At 72.7% G+C, this 19,331-nt stretch carries 19 protein-coding genes; 6 read left to right on the top strand and 13 right to left on the bottom strand.

What is annotated here, in order from left to right; genetic code table 11:
* Window positions 1–32: 32 nt before the first annotated feature.
* Window positions 33–1,025 carry an SDR family NAD(P)-dependent oxidoreductase gene (locus tag M8C13_RS23555; protein ID WP_252482835.1) on the top strand — a complete coding sequence of 331 codons (993 nt, stop codon included), beginning with the start codon at window positions 33–35 and terminating at the stop codon, window positions 1,023–1,025.
* On the opposite strand, the gene M8C13_RS23560 is transcribed toward M8C13_RS23555, so the two are convergent.
* Complete coding sequence (locus M8C13_RS23560; protein WP_252482836.1) at window positions 1,026–1,859, bottom strand: NmrA family NAD(P)-binding protein; 834 nt, start codon at window positions 1,857–1,859, stop codon at window positions 1,026–1,028.
* A gap of 86 nt (window positions 1,860–1,945) precedes the next feature.
* On the opposite strand from M8C13_RS23560, the gene M8C13_RS23565 reads away from it, so the two are divergent.
* The gene (locus M8C13_RS23565; protein ID WP_252482837.1) at window positions 1,946–3,583 is read left to right on the top strand and encodes an ABC-F family ATP-binding cassette domain-containing protein; all 1,638 of its coding nucleotides are present in this window, start codon (window positions 1,946–1,948) and stop codon (window positions 3,581–3,583) included.
* A gap of 36 nt (window positions 3,584–3,619) precedes the next feature.
* On the opposite strand, the gene M8C13_RS23570 is transcribed toward M8C13_RS23565, so the two are convergent.
* From M8C13_RS23570 to M8C13_RS23610, 8 genes are all read right to left on the bottom strand, one after another.
* Window positions 3,620–5,062 carry an aminopeptidase P family protein gene (locus M8C13_RS23570; protein ID WP_252482838.1) on the bottom strand — a complete coding sequence of 481 codons (1,443 nt, stop codon included), beginning with the start codon at window positions 5,060–5,062 and terminating at the stop codon, window positions 3,620–3,622.
* A gap of 14 nt (window positions 5,063–5,076) precedes the next feature.
* Window positions 5,077–6,438 carry an aldehyde dehydrogenase family protein gene (locus M8C13_RS23575; protein ID WP_252482839.1) on the bottom strand — a complete coding sequence of 454 codons (1,362 nt, stop codon included), beginning with the start codon at window positions 6,436–6,438 and terminating at the stop codon, window positions 5,077–5,079.
* Window positions 6,435–7,436, bottom strand: a complete 1,002-nt coding sequence (locus M8C13_RS23580) for a proline racemase family protein (protein ID WP_252482840.1) — start codon at window positions 7,434–7,436, stop codon at window positions 6,435–6,437. The genes M8C13_RS23575 and M8C13_RS23580 overlap by 4 nt, the downstream gene beginning before the upstream one ends.
* 1 nt (window position 7,437) lies before the next feature.
* Window positions 7,438–8,349, bottom strand: coding sequence for a dihydrodipicolinate synthase family protein (locus M8C13_RS23585; protein ID WP_252482841.1), 912 nt, complete (start codon window positions 8,347–8,349; stop codon window positions 7,438–7,440).
* The gene (locus tag M8C13_RS23590) at window positions 8,346–9,665 is read right to left on the bottom strand and encodes an FAD/NAD(P)-binding oxidoreductase (RefSeq protein WP_252482842.1); all 1,320 of its coding nucleotides are present in this window, start codon (window positions 9,663–9,665) and stop codon (window positions 8,346–8,348) included. The genes M8C13_RS23585 and M8C13_RS23590 overlap by 4 nt, the downstream gene beginning before the upstream one ends.
* On the bottom strand, window positions 9,665–9,946 hold the full coding sequence (locus tag M8C13_RS23600) for a (2Fe-2S)-binding protein (RefSeq protein WP_305883984.1): 282 nt from the start codon (window positions 9,944–9,946) through the stop codon (window positions 9,665–9,667). Before M8C13_RS23600 ends, M8C13_RS23590 begins: the two co-directional genes overlap by 1 nt.
* A complete protein-coding gene (locus M8C13_RS23605; protein ID WP_374213126.1) occupies window positions 9,943–11,118 on the bottom strand; it encodes an NAD(P)/FAD-dependent oxidoreductase in 1,176 nt (391 codons plus the stop codon). The genes M8C13_RS23600 and M8C13_RS23605 overlap by 4 nt, the downstream gene beginning before the upstream one ends.
* A gap of 72 nt (window positions 11,119–11,190) precedes the next feature.
* The gene (locus M8C13_RS23610; protein WP_252482843.1) at window positions 11,191–11,745 is read right to left on the bottom strand and encodes a helix-turn-helix transcriptional regulator; all 555 of its coding nucleotides are present in this window, start codon (window positions 11,743–11,745) and stop codon (window positions 11,191–11,193) included.
* 62 nt (window positions 11,746–11,807) lie between these two features.
* Between M8C13_RS23610 and M8C13_RS23615 the strand changes: the two genes are divergently transcribed.
* Both M8C13_RS23615 and M8C13_RS23620 read left to right on the top strand, forming a co-directional pair.
* Window positions 11,808–12,776 (top strand): phosphotriesterase, encoded by a 969-nt coding sequence (locus tag M8C13_RS23615; protein WP_252482844.1) that lies wholly within the window; start codon window positions 11,808–11,810, stop codon window positions 12,774–12,776.
* A 91-nt stretch (window positions 12,777–12,867) separates the two neighbouring features.
* Window positions 12,868–13,206 (top strand): hypothetical protein, encoded by a 339-nt coding sequence (locus tag M8C13_RS23620; protein WP_252482845.1) that lies wholly within the window; start codon window positions 12,868–12,870, stop codon window positions 13,204–13,206.
* Here the strand turns inward: M8C13_RS23620 and M8C13_RS23625 are convergent, their stop codons facing one another.
* From M8C13_RS23625 to M8C13_RS23640, 4 genes are read right to left on the bottom strand one after another with little or no spacing between them, the layout of a single operon-like run.
* The gene (locus M8C13_RS23625) at window positions 13,207–14,364 is read right to left on the bottom strand and encodes an acetyl-CoA C-acetyltransferase (protein WP_252482846.1); all 1,158 of its coding nucleotides are present in this window, start codon (window positions 14,362–14,364) and stop codon (window positions 13,207–13,209) included.
* A gap of 17 nt (window positions 14,365–14,381) precedes the next feature.
* On the bottom strand, window positions 14,382–15,005 hold the full coding sequence (locus tag M8C13_RS23630; protein ID WP_252482847.1) for a TetR/AcrR family transcriptional regulator: 624 nt from the start codon (window positions 15,003–15,005) through the stop codon (window positions 14,382–14,384).
* An 11-nt stretch (window positions 15,006–15,016) separates the two neighbouring features.
* A complete protein-coding gene (locus tag M8C13_RS23635; RefSeq protein WP_252482848.1) occupies window positions 15,017–15,787 on the bottom strand; it encodes an SDR family oxidoreductase in 771 nt (256 codons plus the stop codon).
* Window positions 15,784–16,923: an acyl-CoA dehydrogenase family protein gene (locus M8C13_RS23640; protein WP_252482849.1), complete on the bottom strand. Its 1,140-nt coding sequence runs from the start codon at window positions 16,921–16,923 to the stop codon at window positions 15,784–15,786. The genes M8C13_RS23635 and M8C13_RS23640 overlap by 4 nt, the downstream gene beginning before the upstream one ends.
* 74 nt (window positions 16,924–16,997) lie before the next feature.
* Between M8C13_RS23640 and M8C13_RS23645 the strand changes: the two genes are divergently transcribed.
* Together M8C13_RS23645 and M8C13_RS23650 are read left to right on the top strand one after the other, a co-directional pair.
* On the top strand, window positions 16,998–18,503 hold the full coding sequence (locus M8C13_RS23645) for a FadD3 family acyl-CoA ligase (RefSeq protein WP_252482850.1): 1,506 nt from the start codon (window positions 16,998–17,000) through the stop codon (window positions 18,501–18,503).
* Entirely contained in the window at window positions 18,503–19,330 is an 828-nt protein-coding gene (locus tag M8C13_RS23650) for an enoyl-CoA hydratase (RefSeq protein WP_252482851.1), read from the top strand. The genes M8C13_RS23645 and M8C13_RS23650 overlap by 1 nt, the downstream gene beginning before the upstream one ends.
* Window position 19,331: the final 1 nt, after the last annotated feature.

Genomic DNA, 19,331 nt, shown 5'->3' on the forward strand with positions numbered 1-19,331 from the left:
CTAGAGAACGCTCTAGATCGTAGCGTCGGGGCATGCCGTTCACCGCTGCCAGCACCGCCGCCGAGGTTCTCGCCGGGATCGACCTGACCGGGCAGACCGCGCTGGTCACCGGGGGTTATTCGGGGCTCGGGCTGGAGATCACCCGGGCGCTGACCGGGGCGGGCGCGCGAGTGCTGGTCCCGGCCCGCCGCCCGGAGGTCGCCGCCGCCAACCTCGCGACCAGCCCCGCCGGAGCCGCCCCCACGAACCCCGCCGCCCGCCTGGCCGAGCCAGCCACCGCGACCGGCGCGCCCGGCCGCCCCGAGCCCCTCGCCGCCCCCGAAGTCCTCCCCCTCGACCTGGCCGACCAGTCCGCGATCCGCGCCTTCGCCGCCCGCCTGCTCGACACCGGCCGCCCCCTGGACCTGGTCATCGCCAACGCCGGCATCATGGCCGTGCCCGAAACCCGGGTCGGCCCCGGCTGGGAAGCCCACTTCGCGGTCAACCACCTCGGCCACTTCGCCCTGGTCAACCACCTCCGCCCGGCCTTCTCCCCCACCGCGCGGGTGGTCTCGGTCAGCTCCGCCGGACACTTCCTCGCCGACATCCGCTGGCACGATCCACAGTGGCGGACCGGCTACGACCGCTGGCTGGCCTACGCCGCCTCCAAGACCGCCAACGCCCTGTTCGCCCGCCACCTGGACACCCTCGGCGTGCGCGCCTTCGCCGTGCACCCGGGCAGCATCCTCACCCCGCTGCAACGCCACATCCCGCGCGAGGAACAGCTCGCCCTGGGCTGGTTCGCCGCCGACGGCACCCCGGCCCCCGGCTTCAAGACCCCGGCCCAGGGCGCGGCCACCGCCGTGTGGGCGGCGACCGCGCCTGGCCTCGATCAGCACGGCGGGGCCTACTGCCAGGACTGCGACCTGGCCAAGCCCGCCGACACCGACGACATGCTCATCGGCGGCGTCAAACCCTGGGCCACCGACCCGGCAGCCGCCGCCCGTCTGTGGCAGCTCTCCAGCGAGCTGACCGGGGTGGGCTGATCAGCGGAAGGCGTCCGCGTGCTCGGCGACCCACTGCGCGAAGGTGCGCGCCGGCCGGCCGAGCAGCTGCTCGACGGCCGGGCTCACCGTGTAGCCCTCGCGCGGCGGGTCGGCGTGCCAGCCGATGACGTGGTCGACAGCCTCGGCCGAGTAGCCGGCCTGCCTCATCCGCTCCCTGGCCTGCTCCTCGGTCAGCTCGATGAACCGGAGGTCCCGGCCGAGGCCTGCACCGAGCACCCGGACCCGGTCCGCGTAGGTGAACACCTCGGAGCCGGTGAGCACGTAGTCGCGGCCGGCGTGCCCGTCCTCGGTGAGCGTGCGCGCCGCCACCTCGGCGATGTCCTGCTCGTGGATCAGCGCGCTGCGCATCTCGGGGAACGCCTCGCGCACCACGCCCTCGGCGCGGACCGACTCGGCCCAGGCCAGCGTGTTGGACATGAACTCCATCGCCTGCAGCGTGGTCTGGGCCAGTCCGGCGTCGGCGATCGCCTGTTCCACCGGCCCGGTCTCGCCGCCCCACAGCGTGGTCACCCGGCGCACCCCGGCGTCGGCGACCACCTTGGCCAGCTCGGGGCCGCTGCGCAGCGGGGCGCCGGTGGCCGCGTCGTAGGTGAGCAGGAACAGCGCGCTCGCCCCGGCCAGCGCGGGGCGCACCGTCTCCGGGTCGGCCAGGTCGCCGACGGCCACCTCCGCCCCGTCCGGCAGCCTGGCCCGTTCCGGGTTCCTGGTCAGGCCGCGCACCCGGTGGCCGCGCCGGAGCAGCTCGGCGACCACCTTGCCGCCGATGTTCCCGGTCGCCCCGGCCACTACCACGATCCCGTTGTCATTGATCATGTCCGGCAGGCTATTTCCTCCACTTAACTGGAGGTCAACCCGCGCTGTCGGCCGGTCCGGAGCGGCCGCCTAGGATTCACCTCGATATGAGCGCCACACTCGTCGCCAAGGGTCTCGCCGCAGGGCATGGGGACCGTGTTCTGTTCTCCGGGCTGGACCTGGTGGTCGCGCCGGGTGACGTGGTCGGGCTGGTCGGGGTGAACGGGGCGGGCAAGTCGACCCTGCTGCGCACCCTCGGCGGCCTGCTCACCGCCGAGGAGGGCTCGATCCGGCTGAACCCGCCCTCGGCGGTGGTCGGTCACCTGCCGCAGGAGCCGGAGCGCCGGGCCGGGGAGTCGGTGCGGGACTTCCTGGCCCGCCGCACCGGGGTCGCCGCGGCGCAGGCGGCCATGGACACCGCCACCGAGGCGCTGACCGCGGGCGCCGAGGGTTCCGACGACGCCTACGCCGACAGCCTGGAGCGGTGGCTGTCCCTGGGCGGGGCGGACCTGGACGAGCGGATGGGCGAGGTGGTCGCCGACCTGGGGCTGACCGTGCGCCTGGACGCGCCGATGACCGGCCTGTCCGGTGGGCAGGCGGCCAGGGTCGGGCTGGCCTCGCTGCTGCTGAGCCGCTACGACATCTTCCTGCTCGACGAGCCCACCAACGACCTGGACCTGGACGGCCTGGACCGCCTGGAGGCCTTCGTCACCGGGCTGCGCGCCGGCACGGTGCTGGTCAGCCACGACCGCGAGTTCCTGGCCCGCACGGTCAACCGGGTGGTCGAGCTGGACCTCATCCAGCAGCAGATCCGCTCCTACGGCGGCGGCTACACCGCCTACCTGGCCGAGCGGGAGGTGGCCCGGCGGCACGCCCGCGAGCAGTACGAGGACTACGCCGACACCCGTTCCGCGCTGGAGGCCCGCGCCCGCACCCAGCGGTCCTGGATGGAGAAGGGCGTCAAGAACGCGCGCCGCAAGGCCGGGGACAACGACAAGCAGGGCCGCAAGTTCCGCAGCGAGTCCACCGAGAAGCAGGCGTCCAAGGCGCGGCAGACCGAGCGGCTGATCGAGCGCCTGGACGTGGTGGAGGAGCCGCGCAAGGAGTGGGAGCTGCGGATGGAGATCGCCGCCGCGCCCCGGGCCGGCGCGGTGGTGGCCACCCTGCGGGCGGCGGTGGTCCAGCGCGGCGGGTTCACCCTGGGGCCGGTGGACCTGCAGATCGACTGGGCGGACCGGGTGGCGATCACCGGGGCGAACGGGGCTGGGAAGTCCACCCTGCTGGCCGCGCTGCTGGGCCGCGCCGAGCTGGCCTCCGGTCAGGCCGCGCTCGGGCCGGGGGTGGTGATCGGCGAGGTCGACCAGGCCCGCGGCCTGTTCCTCGGCGACCAGCCCCTGGTGGACGCTTTCCAGGCGGCGGTGCCGGAGCAGACGCCGGCCGAGGTGCGCACGCTGCTGGCCAAGTTCGGGCTGACCGCGGTGCACGTGATGCGCCCGGCCGCGACCCTCTCCCCCGGCGAACGCACCAGGGCCGCGCTGGCCCTGTTGCAGGCCCGCGGGGTGAACCTGCTGGTTTTGGACGAGCCGACCAACCACCTGGACCTGCCCGCGATCGAACAGCTGGAACAGGCCCTGGCGACCTATCCGGGCACGTTGCTGCTGGTCACGCACGACCGGCGGATGCTGGACACGGTGGCCACCACCCGGCGGCTGCACGTGGCGGACGGCGAGGTCACCGACCGCTGACCGGGTCGCGCCGCCGGACGACGCGACCCGGCGGGTTCAGCGCGGCAGGTGCGACTGGACCCACTGCTCGATGCCGTCGGCGGTGATCGGCAGCGCCTGGGAGAGCACCTGGTTGCCGGTCTCGGTGACCAGCAGGTCGTCCTCGATGCGCACGCCGATGCCGCGCAGCTCCGGCGGCACGGTCTCGTCGTTGGGGTGGAAGTACAGGCCGGGCTCCACGGTCAGCGTCATCCCGGCCTCCAGGGTGCCCCGGTGGTAGGCCTTCGGGCTGGAAGAGGCGCAGTCGTGCACGTCCAGGCCGAGGTAGTGGCCGATGCCGTGGATGACGTAGCGGCGGTGGTGCTGGCCGTTCTCCGCCATGGCCTCATCCACCGAGACCTTCAGCAGGCCCCACTCGTGCAGCCCGGTGGCCAGCACTTCGAGGGCCTTGTCGTGGAAGGCCTTGTACGGCGCGCCCGGCTTGACCTCGGCCATCGCCGCCACATGCGACTTGTGCACCAGGTCGTAGACGCGGCGCTGCGGTTCGCTGAAGGTGCCCGAGACCGGGAAGGTGCGGGTGACGTCGGCGGTGTAGAGGGTGCGCACCTCGACCCCGGCGTCCATCAGCAGCGCGCAGTCCTCCGGCACCGGGCCGTCGCAGCGCGTCCAGTGCAGCACCGGGGCGTGTGAGCCGGCGGCCAGGATGGAGGCGTAGCCGACGCCGTTGCCCTCGGTGCGGCCGCGCCGGTCGAAGGTGCCCTGCAGCCAGCGCTCGCCGCCGCGGCTGATCGCGTACGGCAGTTCGCGGGCCACGTCCTGGAAGCCGAGCACGGTGGCGTCGATGGCCTGCTGGAGCTGGCCGATCTCCCACTCGTCCTTGATCCGGCGCAGCTCGGACAGGGTGCGGCGCAGGGTCTGGGTCAGGCTGGGGCTGCCGGGGGCCAGCGCGTCCAGCAGCGGTTCCACCCCGGCGGTGGTGAGCACGGCGGGGATGCTGCCGCGCAGCGCGTAGGGCAGGTCCTCGATCGGCTTGACCGGGATCTCCAGCGCCTCCGACCACTCCGGCAGGCCGGGGATGGGGCCGATCCAGAGCTCGCCGTCGCGGGCGCTGGCGAAGAAGTCGGTCTCCTCGCTGCGGGCGGGCTGGCGCAGGTGCAGCACCGCGTCGTGGCCGTCCCCGGCAGGGGTCATCACCAGCACCGCGCCCTCGGCCTGGCAGCCGGTGAGCCAGACGAAGTCGCTGTCGGCGCGGAAGTCGTAGTCGGTGTCGTTGGCGCGCACCGGCGCGCGACCGGCGGCCACCGCGATCCGCTTGCCCGGCAACGCGGCGGAGAGGCGGGCGCGGTGCGCGGCGGCGGCCTTGGCCAGCCCGTCGGGCACCCGGACCGCGCGGTCCGCGGGGCCCCAGCCGCCGCCGATGACCGAGCGGAACCCGGCCGCGTCGATGGGCCGGATGGGTTCGCTCTTGGCGGGTTCGGCCGCCTCGTTCTGGCTCGCCACTGCACCTCCTGTGTTCACGCCTGTACCTGCACAGTACGTTCCCTGGTGTAGAACCGGACGGCCGCCTTGCCCTGCTCCTTCTCGCCGTGGCCGGAGTGCTTCTCCCCGCCGAAGGGCAGGTGGAAGTCCACGCCGTTGGTGGGCAGGTTGACCTTGACCATGCCGGACTCACTGCGCCGGATCGCGGTCAGCGCGGCGCCGAGGTCGGCCGTGTAGACCGAGGTGACCAGGCCGAACTGGGTGCCGTTGGCCCGCGCGAACGCCTCGTCGACGCTCGCCACGCCGGCCAGTGCGGCGATCGGGCCGAAGACCTCCTCGTGGAACAGTGGCGCGTCCGCGCCGAGCCGGTCGACGATGACCGGGCGCACGTACCAGCCGTCGGCGGCATCCAGGTACGGCGTGGTGAGCAGCCGCCCGCCCGCGGCTTCGGCGGCCGCGGCGGCGGTGAGCACCTGCTTGCGCGCGCCCTCGGTGATCACCGGGCCGAGGTCGGGGCTGTCTGCGGGGTCGGCCAGGCTCAGCCCGTTGACCGCGGCGGCCAGGCGTTCGGTGAACGGGCCGGGGTCGCCGACGACGAAGATCCGTTTGGTGGCGGTGCACTTCTGCCCGGCGTAGCCCATGGCGGCGCGGGCCACGTCGGCCGCGACGCGGTCGAGGTCGGCATCGGGCAGCACGATGGTCGCGGACAGCCCGCCCATCTCGGCCTGCACCGGGATGCCGCGCTGGGCGGCGGCCGCGGCGACGATCCGGCCGACCGTGGTGGAACCGGTGAAGGACACCACGTCCACCGCGTCCAGCAGCGCGGACCCGGTTTCCGCGCCGCCGGGGGTGACGGCGAAGAGTCCGGCGGGCAGCACCCGGTCGAGCAGGGTGGCGAGGTGCTGGGCGACCGCGGTGGCCTCCGGCGCGGGCTTGATCACCACCCCGTTGCCGGCGGCCAGTGCGGGGGCGAGCTTCCACACCGGGATGGCGAGGGGGAAGTTCCACGGGGTGACCAGGCCGGCGACGCCGCGAGCCCGCCGGGTGGTGAAGGCGAGGCCGCCGCCGGTCGGGTAGGTCTCGCCTGCCGGGTCGTAGGCCTGCTGGGCGTGGTAGCGCAGGATCGCGATGGCCCTGGCGACCTCGGCGACGGCTTCCTGCTTCGGTTTGCCGACCTCGCGCACGATCAGCGCGGCCAGTGCCCCGGCCTCCCGTTCGAACTCGGTGACGGCGGCGGTCAGCGCGGCCGAGCGGGCGGCGGGACCGGCGTCCTCCCAGTCGCGCCCGGCCTGGCGGGCCTTGGCCACGGTGGCTTCGACGGCGGCCCGGTCCAGGGCCGCGGTCTCCAGCACGATGTCGCCGGGCCGCTGCGGACTGGTGGAGACGATGGTGCTCACAGCACGAACCCCCTGGGGAACGGATCGGTCGGGTCGAGCAGGTACTGGCCCATGCCGGTGATCCACGCCCGTCCGGTGACGGCGGGGATGATCGCGGGCCGGTCGGCCACGGTGGTCTCCTCGATGATCCGCCCGGTGAAGCGGGTGCCGATGAAGGACTCGTTGACGAAGTCCGCGCCGACCTCCAGCTGGCCCCGGCTGTGCAACACCGCCATCCGCGCGCATGTGCCGGTGCCGCAGGGGGATCGGTCGAACCAGCCGGGGTGGATGGCCATCGCGTTGCGGGCGTGTCCGCCGCCGCGGCCGGGCGCGGTGAACTGGACGTGCTTGCAGCCGTTGATGTTCTCATCGAGGAGGTGCACCGGGCGGGCGGTGGCGTTGATGGCGTCCATGATGGACAGTCCGGCGGCCAGGATGCGGTCTTTCTCGGTGCGCTCGAACGGGATGCCGAGCTGTGCCAGCGGCAGGATGGCGTAGAAGTTGCCGCCGTAGCCGAGGTCGTAGCGGACCTTGCCGTAGCCGGGGACCTCCACGGTGGCGTCCAGGCGGTCGGTGTAGGCGGGCACGTTGCGGATGGTGACGTTGCTCGCCCGTCCGCCCCGCACTTCGACCTCGGCGACCACCAGTCCGACCGGGGTGTCCAGCCGGACCCTGGTCAGGGGTTCGGTGACCTCGACCATGCCGGTCTCCACCAGCACGGTGGCCACGCCGATGGTGCCGTGCCCGCACATGGGCAGGCAGCCGGAGGCCTCGATGTAGAGCACACCCCAGTCCGCGCCGGGGATGGTGGGCGGTTGCAGGATGGCTCCGCTCATCGCGCCGTGCCCGCGGGGTTCGTTGACCAGCAGTTCCCGGATGTGGTCGAGGTGGGCGATGAAGTGCTCGCGGCGCGCGGCCATGGTCTCGCCGGGGATGACGCCGACGCCGCCGGTGATCACCCTGGTGGGCATGCCCTCGGTGTGTGAGTCGACCGCGCTGAAGTACCTGGCCGCGCGCATCTCAGGCGGCCCGCAGCGAGTCGACGGCGCGGGTCATGTCCGCGCGCAACCGGTCCAGCTGTTCCGGCGAAAGCGGTCCGCGGGGTGGGCGGCAGGGTCCGCCGTAGCGGCCGACGTGGTCCATGCCGTACTTGATGGCCTGCACGAACTCGGTGCGCGAGTCCCACCGGAAGGCGGCCACCAGTGGTTCGTACAGGGCGCGGGCCTCGGCGAGTTTCCCTTGGGTGGCAAGGTCGTAGAGCCGGGCGGACTCGGCGGGGAAGACGTTGGGGAACCCGGCGAACCAGCCCGTGGCCCCCATCAGCAGACTCTCCAGCACCACGTCGTCGGCCCCGGCCACCACGGTCAGCTCGGGGGCCTGTTCCCTGATCTCCAGCACCCGCCGCACGTCGCCGGAGAACTCCTTGACCGCCACCACGTGCTCGATCTGCGCGATCTCGGCGAGCAGCGCTGGGGTGAGGTCGACCTTGGTGTCGATCGGGTTGTTGTAGACCATGATCGGCAGTCCGGCCTTGGCCACCTCGCGGAAGTGGTGCAGCACCTCGCCGGGGTTGGCCCGGTACATCGTCGGCGGCAGGCACAGCACGCCGTGCGCCCCGTCCTCGGCGGCCAGTTCGGCCCAGTGCCGGGCCTGGTGCGCGCCGACGCCGTGCACGCCGACCACGACGATCCCGTTGTCCCCCACCGCTTCGATGGCGGTGCGGGCCACCGCGCGGCGTTCGGCGTCGGTGAGCGAGGAGTACTCGCCGAGCGAGCCGTTGGGTCCGACGCCGCGGCAGCCGTTGGCCACCAGCCAGCGGCAGTGCTCGGCGTAGCGGTCCAGGTCGGGCCGCAAGCCGGCGGGCGCGGCGGGGTCCTCGGCGTAGGGCAACGCGGTCGCCACGATCACGCCGTCCAGCTTCTCCGTGCTCAACTCAGCTCCTCCTCGTCCTCGACGGCGGCCAGGTCACTCAGGCGCACCGGTACAGCGATCGGCCGGTTCTGCGTGAACGGGGTGCCGGTGAGCTCCCCGACGTTGCGTCCGCAGACCCTGCCCTGACACAGTCCGAGCCCGGCCCGGCTGACGAGCTTCACCGCCCGCATGCCCAGCGCACCCTGTGCCACCGCGGCACACAAGTCGGACATCCGGACCTCCTCGCACCGGCACACCACGGTGTCCGCGGAAAGCCAAGTGCGCCAACCCTTTCGCACCGGATAGGCGGCGGCCAAAGCCCGCCCGAACCGCCGCCCGTCCCGCGCCAGCCGCAGCGCCGCCACCGGTGCCGCGACCGCCCGACCCAGCCGGGCCGCGGCGGCACACCCGGCCACCGTGCCCTCGGCCGAGGCGGGCCCGGCCCCGGCGATCCCGGTCACCTCGCCCGCAGCGAACACCCCCGGCACGGAGGTCCGCTGCGCGGCGTCGACCAGCACGGCCCCGTCCTCGATCCGGCACCCGGCCGAGACGGCCAGTTCAAGCTGCGCGGTGAACCCGAACCCCAGGCACACCGCGTCAACCTCAACAACCCGCTCACTGCCGGCCACCACCCGCCACCCGGCATCCAGCCGGGCCACCGTCACCGCCGCCACCCGCGAGTCCCCGTGCGCGGCCACCACCGCGGCCCCGAACCGCACCGGCACCCGCCCCCGCGCCAGCACCGCCCCGTACCCCGCCAGCTCGCCTGCCTTCCCCAAGGCCCCCAACGGATCCCGCGCCCACCCCATCGCGCCGGCAACCCGGTTGGCCTCCACCAGCCCCACCACCCGGGACCCCACCTCCAGCAGCGATCCCGCCACCGGCAACAGAAAAGGCCCGGTCCCGCCCACCAGCACCCGCCGCCCAACCGCGACCCCCTGCCCCTTGGCCAGCGCCTGCGCCGCCCCGGCCGTGTACACCCCCGGCAGCTCCCAGCCGGGAAACGGCAACACCCGGTCATAGGCCCCCGTGGCGATCACCAGCGCCCGAGTGTCCACAGTGGACATTGTCCGGCCAGGCGCGTCCGCGGCCCCGGTCTGCAACCGCAGCCGATGCCCACCCGCCACCGGCTCCGCCGCCCACACCGAGGTCTCCGGCCACCACTCGACCAACGGATGCGCGGGCACCCGCGCCGCCCGCACCCCCGACTGCCGCCGGTACTGCCCGCCCACCGCGGTCCCGCTGTCCACCAGCAACACCGGTGCCCCGACCGAAGCCGCCGCCCACGCCGCCGCCAGCCCCGCGGGCCCCGCGCCGACCACCACCACCCGGTCCATCAAAGCTCCCCGATCTCCGCGCCGTCCTGCACCCGGACCACGTCCCCGTCGGCCAGCACCCGTTGGCAGGCCCGCACATCCGGCACCCCGTTCACCACGACCAGGCAGTCGAAACACACCCCGATCCCGCAGAACACCCCGCGCGGCCGCCCGTCCCGCCGAGTGCTCCGCCAGGACGCCCGCCCCATCCCGATCAACAGCCCCGCCACGCTCTGCCCGGCCACCGCCTCAACCGCCACCCCGTCCACGACGACCCGGACAGTCCGGCCCTGCCCGCTCATCCCAGCACCGCCGCCCGATCCACCCGGAACGGCCGCGGATCCACCCGCGGTTCCCGCCCCAAAACCAAGTCCGCCAACAGTTCCCCGGTAGCCGGCGCCAACCCGATCCCCGCCCCCTCATGCCCGGTCGCGTGCCACAACCCGGGCACCCGCGGATCCGCCCCGATGATCGGCAGATGGTCCGGCGCATAAGGCCGGAACCCGCCGTAGGCCCGCATCACCGGCACCCCGCCCAGCACCGGGAACAACGCCATCGCCTTGACCGCCAGCTCCCGCAACACCCGCACCCGCACGGTGTCGTCGAACCCGACCCGCTCCCGGCTGGACCCGATCAACACCGTCCCCGCCCGAGTCGCCTCCACCACCGCAGAGGTCTGCAACGCGGCATCCCCGCTGGCCACCGCCCCGACGTAGTCGCCGTCATAAACCTTGTGCGCCACCACATCCGGCAACGGCCCGGTCACCAGCACCATGCCCCGCCGCGGCAACACCCTGATCGGCGCCCCGGCCCGCGCCGCGAACTCCCCGGCCCACGGCCCACAGGCGTTCACCACCGCCCCACACCGGATGACCCCAGCGCTGGTCAGCACCCCACCGGACACCAGCCCCAGCGCCGTCACCCCGGTCCGCACCGGAATCCCCCGCAACAACGCCATCGCCGCCAGCACCGGCTGAACCTGGGCGTCCTCCGGGTAGTGCACGGCCCCGGTGACCTGCCGGGTCAGATGCGGCTCCAGCGCCCAGGGATCGTCGACCACCCTGGCGTCGACTCCGGCCTCCCGCTGCGCCGCCGCGAAGTCGTAGAGCGGCCCCGGGTCGCCGGTGGCCACGGTCAGCCCGCCCTTGGCCTCCCACTCGACCCCGGCCAACTCGGCCAACGCCACGTCGCCGACCGGCCCAGCCAGCGAGCCGCCGCCTCCAGCCGCCCCGCCCGCCACCCGCCCCAGCTCCGCCAGTAGCTCCGGCCACCGCCGCCGCGACTCCACCGCCAGCTCCAGCTCCGGCCCCGGCTCCTTGTCCGAGACCAGCACGTTCCCTTCCCCCGCCGCCGTGGTCCCCGAAGCGGGCGCGCCCCGGTCCAGCACCTCGACCCGCAACCCGGCCCGCCGCAGCGCGTAGGCGCACGCCGCCCCGACCATCCCCGCCCCGACCACCACGACGTCCGGTCGCACACCCACCTCCCACCGTTCAGTAAAATGAACGATCTCGAGGCTAGGTCCCGCACCCGCCGCCGTCAACGGCGACTACTGCGCCGGATGCTCGAGCAGCAGCACCGACCGCACCTCGCCGTCCACCGCGGCGTACTGGTGCGGCGTCCCGGCCCGGAACCGCACATAGTCCCCCGGCCCGATCTCGTGCGCCCGCCCGTGCACCGTCACCCGCAACGTCCCGGTCACCACCGCGGTGTGCTCAAACCCGGGATGACCTGCGGATTCCTGCACCACTCCGGGCCGCACCCGCTGGTCGTAGACCTCCACCACCGCCCCGCCGTGCTCGATCCGGCGCAGCAGCCGCAGGTCGACCGCCTCCCCGCTGAGCACCTCCAGGTCGGCCGAGCGCACCACCACCACGTCCGGATCGACCGCCTCGGTCAGCAGGCCCGACACCGGCACATCCAAAGCGTTCGACAAACTGAACACCGTCTCGATGGTCGGATTGCCCGACCCGGACTCCAGCTGGGACAGCGTGCCCTTGGCGATCCCGGACCGGCGGGCCAGCTCCGACAGGGATATGCCCAGCGCCTCCCGCCGCTCCCGCAGGTTCGCGCCGAGCACCTGCCCCGCCCGCTGACTCGTCATACCGCCTCCTTGACCGTGCCGGCCCATCGCACCACATCCGCCCGGCTGGTATGCAGAAGGACATGCCCACCGTGCCCACCGTCAGCGGCAACAAGGACCTCGACCAGCTCGGCCGGACCCTGATGCACGAGCACGTGTTCGTCCAGGACACCGAGCTGATGGCCAACTACCCGCACCTGTGGGACGAGGAAGCCGAGATCGAGGCCGCCGCCACCCGCCTGCGCGCCCTGCACGCCACCGGCATCAGCACCATCGCCGATCCCACCGTCCTCGGCCTCGGCCGCGACCTGCCCCGCCTGCTCCGGGTGTCGGCGCGGGTCCCCGAACTCACCATCATCGTCGCCACCGGCCTGTACACCTACCGCGACGTGCCGCTGAGCCTGCACCACCGGGGCCCCGGCACCATCCTCGGCGGCGACGACCCGCTGATCCCGCTGTTCATCCACGACCTCACCGAAGGTATCGCCGGCACCGGCGTCCGCGCCGCCTTCCTCAAGTGCGCCGCCGACGTGCACGGCCTCACCCCGGATGTCACCAGGGTGCTGCACGCGGTGATCGCCGCCCACCACCACACCGGCGCCCCCATCACCGTGCACACCAGCACCACCAACGACACCCCGCAAGAAGTCCAGGCCCTGCTCAAGTCCGAAGGCGTCGACCTCTCCCGCGTGATCCTCGGCCACGTAGGCGACACCGCCGACCTGGACCTGCTGAAACGCCTGGCGGACAACGGCTCCTACCTCGGCATGGACCGCTTCGGCCTGGACCTGATGCTCCCCGCCGAGCAACGCATCGAAACCGTCCGCGCGCTCTGCGAAGCGGGCTACGCCGAACGCATGGTGCTGTCCCAGGACAGTTGTAGCCACATCGACTGGTTCCCACCTGGCCTGAAGGAGCAGATCCTGCCGAACTGGCGCTACGACTACCTCTCCGACACGGTCATCCCCGCCCTGCTCGCCCAGGGCGTCTGCCAAGCGGACATCGACCAGATGCTGATCACCAACCCCCGCGACTACTTCACTCCAGCCTGAGCAGTGCCGCAGAGGTCTGCTGGGTCGCGAACCGGGCGCTGGCCGGAATACTCGCGAGACTCCGGTACGGCAGCTGTGGCAGCCTGCGGACATGTCCGAGCTGCGCGTCCACGCAGGCCGTCACTATGCCGTTCAGTTCCACTACGCCCTGTCGGACGATGCCTGGTGTGTGGAGCTGAGCGAGGCCGTCCCGGCGCCGGCCGCGTGGGCCGAGATTCCCCATGCCGAGACGCACCTGCCTGGAGACGCCTTCCTGGTGGCGGTGATACCCGATGAGGACCCGCACCGGGAACCGACCGTCCACATCCACAGCCACGAGGAGCGCGCCATCCCCTACGAGATCATGCGCTGGTTCATGGAACAGGTGGCCGAGGAGGTCGAACGCTGTCGCATCGCGTTGGCACAGGGAGAACCCGAAGCAGCGGAATGATCAGTCCCCCAGCCGCTCGATGATCGTGACGTTCGCCTGCCCCCCGCCCTCACACATCGTCTGCAACCCGAACCGCCCCCCACTCCGCTCCAGCTCGTTCACCAACGTCGCCGTCAGCTTCGTCCCGGTAGCCCCAATGGGATGCCCCAACGCGATCCCCCCGCCGTTCACGTTCACCTTCTCCAACGGCACCTCCAACTCCCGCGCCCAAGCCAGCACCACACTTGCGAACGCCTCATTGACCTCGAACAGATCGATGTCCGCCACCCCCATCTCCGCCTTCCGCAACGCATGCCGGGTGGCCCGGATCGGCGCGGTCAACATCGCCACCGGATCCGCCCCGCGCGCCGACAGGTGGTGCACCCGCGCCCGGGGCCGCAACCCGAAGCGCCGCACCGCGTCTTCCGAGGCGACCAGCACCGCGCTGGCCCCGTCCGCCAGCTGGCTGGACAACGCCGCGGTGATCCTCCCGTTCTCCCGCAACGGTTTCAGCCCGGCCATCCGCGCCAACGTGGTGTCCGGGCGCGGGCACTCGTCGTCGGTCAGCTCGCCGCAGTCCACGATCTCGCAGTCGAACCGGCCCTCCGCCCGCGCCGTCACCGCCCGTTCGTGGCTGGCCAGCGCGAACTCCTCCATCTCCGCTCGGCTGATCTCCCACCGCACCGCGATGTGGTCCGCCGCCCGGAACTGGGACAGCTCCTCATCGCCGTACCGGTGCGCCCAGCCGGGTGAGAGGGCGGTGGGGCTGGGGTCGCCGAACTGTTCGCCGACGGTCATCGCCGAGCCGATCGGGATCCGGCTCATGCTCTGCACCCCGCCGGCCACCACCAGGTCCGCCGTCCCGCTCATCACCGCCTGGGCGGCGAAGTGCAGGGCCTGCTGGCTGGATCCGCACTGGCGGTCCACCGTCACGCCCGGCACCTGTTCCGGGTAGCCCGCGACCAGCCAGGCGGTGCGGGCGATGTCGCCGGCCTGGGCGCCGATGGTGTCCACGCAACCGAACATCACATCGTCCACTTCGGACGGATCGGCGTCGGTGCGCTCGAACAGGGCGGTGATCACGTGGGCGCCCAGGTCAGCCGGGTGGATCGTGCTGAGTCCGCCGCCCCGGCGACCGACCGGAGTGCGTACTGCGTCGATGAGGTACGCCTCGGGCACGGGGATCCTCCTTGTGACTAGGGCTTTCTGGCCGGGCGTCGCCGGGTGGCGATGCCTTCGAGCAGGATGCCGAGGTACTGCCGGGCCACATCGCCCGCGGAGAGCGCGCCGTCGGGCCGGTACCAGTGCACCGCGACCCACACCGTGTCCCGGACGAACCGGTACACCAGCTCGACATCCAGGTCCGGCCGGAACACCCCGGCGCGCACCCCGTCCTCCAGGATGCCGACCCACAGCTTGCGGAACTCCACGTTGTGGTCGCCGAGGTAGGCGAAGCGTTCCTGCTGGGCCAGGTGCTTGGCCTCGTTCTGGTAGATCGCCACCTCGGCGTGGTGGGCGTCGATGCACTCGAAGGAGGTGATCACCACCTGTTCCAGGCGCTGCCGCGGCCCCAGCCCACCGGCCTCGATCTCCCGGTAGCGGCCGAAGAGCTCGTCGAGGAAGTTGCGCAGGATCTCATCGGCCATCGACTCCTTCGAGTCGAAGTGGTGGTACAGGCTGCCGGAGAGGATGCCTGCCGCGTCGGCGATGTCGCGGACCGTGGTCGCCCGGAAGCCGCGGTCGGCGAAGAGTCGCGCGGCCAGCGCGAGCAGTTCCGCGCGGCGCTGCGATCCGCTCTCGGGGGCACGTTTGGCTGTCACGGTTCTCCTTGTCACGGGTGCTGGCTGCTCACCGACAGCACCTCGCCGGTGAGGTAGGTGGCGTAGTCGCTGGCCAGGAACACCATCACGGTGGCCACCTCCCAGGGCTGCGCCGCCCGGCCGAACGCCTCCCGCCCGGCCAGTTCGGTGAGCAGCTCGTCGCTGGTCACCTTGGCCAGGAAGGGGTGTGCGGCCAGGCTGGGCGCGACCGCGTTGACCCGGATCCCGTGCTGGGCCACATCCAGCGCGGTGCACCGGGTGAACGCCATCACGCCAGCCTTGGCCGCAGCGTAGTGCGCCTGCCCGGCCTGGGCGCGCCATCCGATCACCGAGGCGTTGTTCACGATCGCGCCCCCGCCGCCCTGTGCGACCATCAGTCGCAGCGCGGCCCTGGTGCAGCGGAAGGTCCCGTTCAGGGTGACGTCGAGGACCCGCTGCCACTGCTCGTCGGTCATCTCCAGTACCGAGGCGGTGCCGCCGAGACCCGCGTTGTTCACCACCACGTCGATCCGTCCGAAGTGGACAGTCGCGCCGGTGAACAGGGCCTGCACCTGGCTTTCGTCGGTGACGTCGCAGGGAATGCCGGTGACCTGCTCGCCATGTTCGGCGGCCAGCCGCTCGACGGTCTCGGCCAGCCGCCGCTCATGCCAGTCGCTGACCACCACGGCCGCGCCCTCCAGCAGGCAGCGTTCCGCGGTGGCCGAGCCGATGCCGGTGCCCGCGGCGGCGGTGACCACCGCGACCTTGCCGGTCAACAGCCCGTGTCCCGCTGGTGGTCTCACGGCCGGACCTCCTTGGGCAGTCCCAGAACCCGTTCGGCGATGATGTTGCGCTGGATCTCGTCCGACCCGCCGTAGATGGTGTCCGCCCGGCTGAACAGGAACAGCCGCTGCCACCGGTCCAGCTCGCCCGGCGCGGTCAGTCCGGCCGCGCCGCGCACCGCCATCGCCAGCTCGCCGAGCCCCCGGTGCCAGCGGGACCAGCACAGCTTGGCCACCGAGGCCTCGTAGCCGGTGCCCGGCCCGGACATCGTGCGCAGCGCCTGCGCGCGCATCACCTCCAGCCCGATCCAGGCCCTGGTCAGCCGTTCCCGGATGCCGGGTTCGGCCAGTGCGCCGGTCTGCCTGGCCACCTCGACCAGCGCGGCCAGCTCGTTGCGGAACCCGACCTGCTGTCCCAGCGTCGCCGCGCCCCGCTCCACGGCGAGGGTGCCCATGGCCACCCGCCAGCCGTCACCCGGTTGGCCCACAACGAGTTCCGCCGGGGTGCGGGCGTCGTCGAAGAAGACCTCGTTGAACTCGGCGGTGCCGGTGAGCTGCCGGATCGGCCGCACCCGCACGCCGGGCTGGTCCATCGGGATCAGCAGGTAGGACAGTCCGGCTTGCCGCCGTGACCCGGGTTCGGTGCGCACCAGCGCGAAGCACCACTGGGCCAGATGGGCGAGGGAGGTCCACACCTTCTGCCCGTTGACCACCCATTCGCCGCCGTCCAGCCGGGCCGAGGTGCGCACCGCGGCCAGGTCGGAACCGGCCTCCGGTTCGGAGTAGCCCTGGCACCACAGCTCGCGCACCGCGGCGATCCCGGGCAGGAACCGCTGCCGCTGTTCGGGTGAACCGAAGGCGATCAGCGTGGGCCCCAGCAGTTCCTCACCCACGTGGCTCACCCTGGCCGGGGCCCCGGCCCGCGCGTACTCCTCGTGGAAGATCACCTGCTGGGCCACCGGCAGGCCGCGTCCGCCGTGCTCGACCGGCCAGCCGAGGCAGGTCCAGCCCGCCGCGGCCAGGTGCCGGTCCCAGGCCAGCCGCTGCTCGAAGGCCTCGTGCTCGCGGCCGGGGCCGCCAAGTCCGCGCAGGGCGGCGAAATCGCCGGTCAGGTTGGCCGTGAGCCAGTCCCTGACCGAGCGCCGGAACGGATCCATGTCGGCCTCCAGGCTTCTCAAGGCGCACCGACCTGCGTAGGCTAGCCTACCAAGCACTTGCTTGGAGGTGTTCGGTGAATCCCAGCACCATCCCCGCGGCGCTGCACTCGGCGGCGCAGCGGTTCGGCGCGGCGGAGGCCGTGGTGGACGGCGAGGTGCGCTGGAACTTCACCGGTCTGCTGGACCGGGTGCGCGCCGCGGCCGGGGTGTTCCTCGGCGCGGGCCTGGCTCCCGGCGAGCGGGTGGCGGTGCTGGGCCCGAACACCGCGCACTGGATGGTCGCCGCGCTGGGCGCGCTGTACGCGGGCGGCACCCTGGTGCCGGTCAACACCCGTTTCACCGCAACGGAAACCCTGGACGTGCTCCGGCGCAGCGGGGCCAGGGCGCTGGTGGTCGCCGAGGAGTTCCTCGGCGTCGACCACCTCGCCGAACTGCAGAAAGCAGGCCTGCCAACGGGTCTGCGCACCGTGTTGCGCTTCCCGGTCGATCCGGCCGCGCCCGCCCTTGAGCTGTCCGGCTCGCCGGTGCCGCCGGTTGAGGTGGCGGCGCGGGCGGAGGCGGTGCGGGACAACGAGGTCAGCGACATCTTGTTCACCTCCGGCACCACCGGCCGCAGCAAGGGCGCGATGAGCGCGCACCGCCAGTCGCTGGCGGTGGCGGCGGCCTGGGCCGAGCTGGCCGGGCTGCGCGCGGGCGACCGGTACCTGGTGGTGAACCCGTTCTTCCACAGCTTCGGCTACAAGATCGGCATCCTGGCCTGCCTGCTCACCGGCGCGACCCTGGTGCCGCAGGCGGTGTTCCGCCCGGCGGAGACGGTGCGGCTGATCGAGCGGGAGCGGATCACCGTGCTGCCCGGCGCGCCCACCATCTACCAGTCCCTGCTCGACCACCCGCACTCGGCGGACCTGTCCTCGTTGCGGCTGGCGGTGACCGGGGCGGCGGTGGTGCCGGTGCGGCTGGTGGAGCGGATGCGGGCGGAGCTGGGTTTCGACACGGTGCTCACCGCCTACGGGCTGACCGAGGCGGTGGTGGCCGCCATGTGCCGCCCCGAGGACGATCCGGTCACCGTGGCCACCACCTGCGGCCGGGCGGCGGCCGGGTTCGAGCTGCGGCTGGCGGACAACGGCGAGGTGTTGTTGCGCGGCCCCAACCTGATGCTGGGCTACCTGGACGATCCGGCCGCGACGGCCGCCGCGGTGGATTCCGAGGGCTGGCTGCACACCGGTGACCTCGGCCGGCTGGACGAGCGCGGCTACCTCACCATCACCGACCGGCTCAAGGACATGTACATCTGCGGCGGTTTCAACGTCTATCCCGCCGAGGTCGAGCAGGCGCTGGCCAGGCTGGACGGGGTGGCCGAGTCGGCGGTGATCGGGGTGCCGGACCAGCGCCTGGGCGAGGTGGGGCACGCGGTCGTGGTCACCAGTCCCGGCGCTCGACTGTCCACTTCGGACGTCATCGGGTTCTGCAAGGCGAGGCTGGCCAACTTCAAGGTGCCGCGCACGGTGGAGTTCCGGGCCTCGCTGCCCAGGAACGCCGCGGGCAAGGTGCTCAAACAGCGGTTGCGCGAGGAGAGCTGATGGTGGTCGAGTACGTCCGCAGGGACGCGGTGGCGGTGGTCACGATGAACCGCCCGGAGTACCGCAACGCGCAGAACTCGGCGATGACCTACGCCCTGGACGAGGCCTTCGCCCGCGCGGTCGACGATCCCGAGGTCAAGGTGATCGTGCTGGCCGGTGCGGGCGAGCACTTCTCCGCGGGCCACGACATCGGCAGTCCCGGCCGGGACGCGGACGCCGCGTTCGACCGGAAAGCCGTGCTGTGGTGGGACCACACCGACCGCGCGGGCGGGGATCGCCGGTATGCCAGGGAGATGGAGGTCTACCTCGGCATGTGCCGCCGCTGGCGGGAGATCCCCAAGCCGATGGTCGCGATGGTGCAGGGCGCGTGCATCGCGGGCGGGCTGATGCTGGCCTGGGTGTGCGACCTGATCGTGGCCGCCGAGGACGCGTTCTTCGCCGATCCGGTGGTGCGCATGGGGATTCCGGGGGTGGAGTACTTCGCGCACCCGTGGGCGCTGGGTCCCAGGGCGGCGAAGGAGGTGCTGTTCACCGGGGACCGGTTCAGCGCGGCCCGCGCCTACGAGTGGGGCATGGTGAGCCGGGTGGTGCCGCGCGCCGAGCTGGCGGAGTCGACGTTCGCGCTGGCCGAGCGGATCGCCCGGATGCCGCAGTTCGGGCTGGCACTGGCCAAGCGCGCGGTGAACCAGTGCGAGGACCTGATGGGTCAGCGCGCCGGCATGGACTCGGTGTTCGGCCTGCACCACCTGGCGCACGCGCACAACGCGGAGACCAGCCCGGACGCCTTGGCGGGTCTGGACGCCCGGTCGATGCGCGCGGGCGGCTGAG

Source organism: Crossiella sp. SN42, from assembly GCF_023897065.1.
Lineage (GTDB): Bacteria > Actinomycetota > Actinomycetes > Mycobacteriales > Pseudonocardiaceae > Crossiella.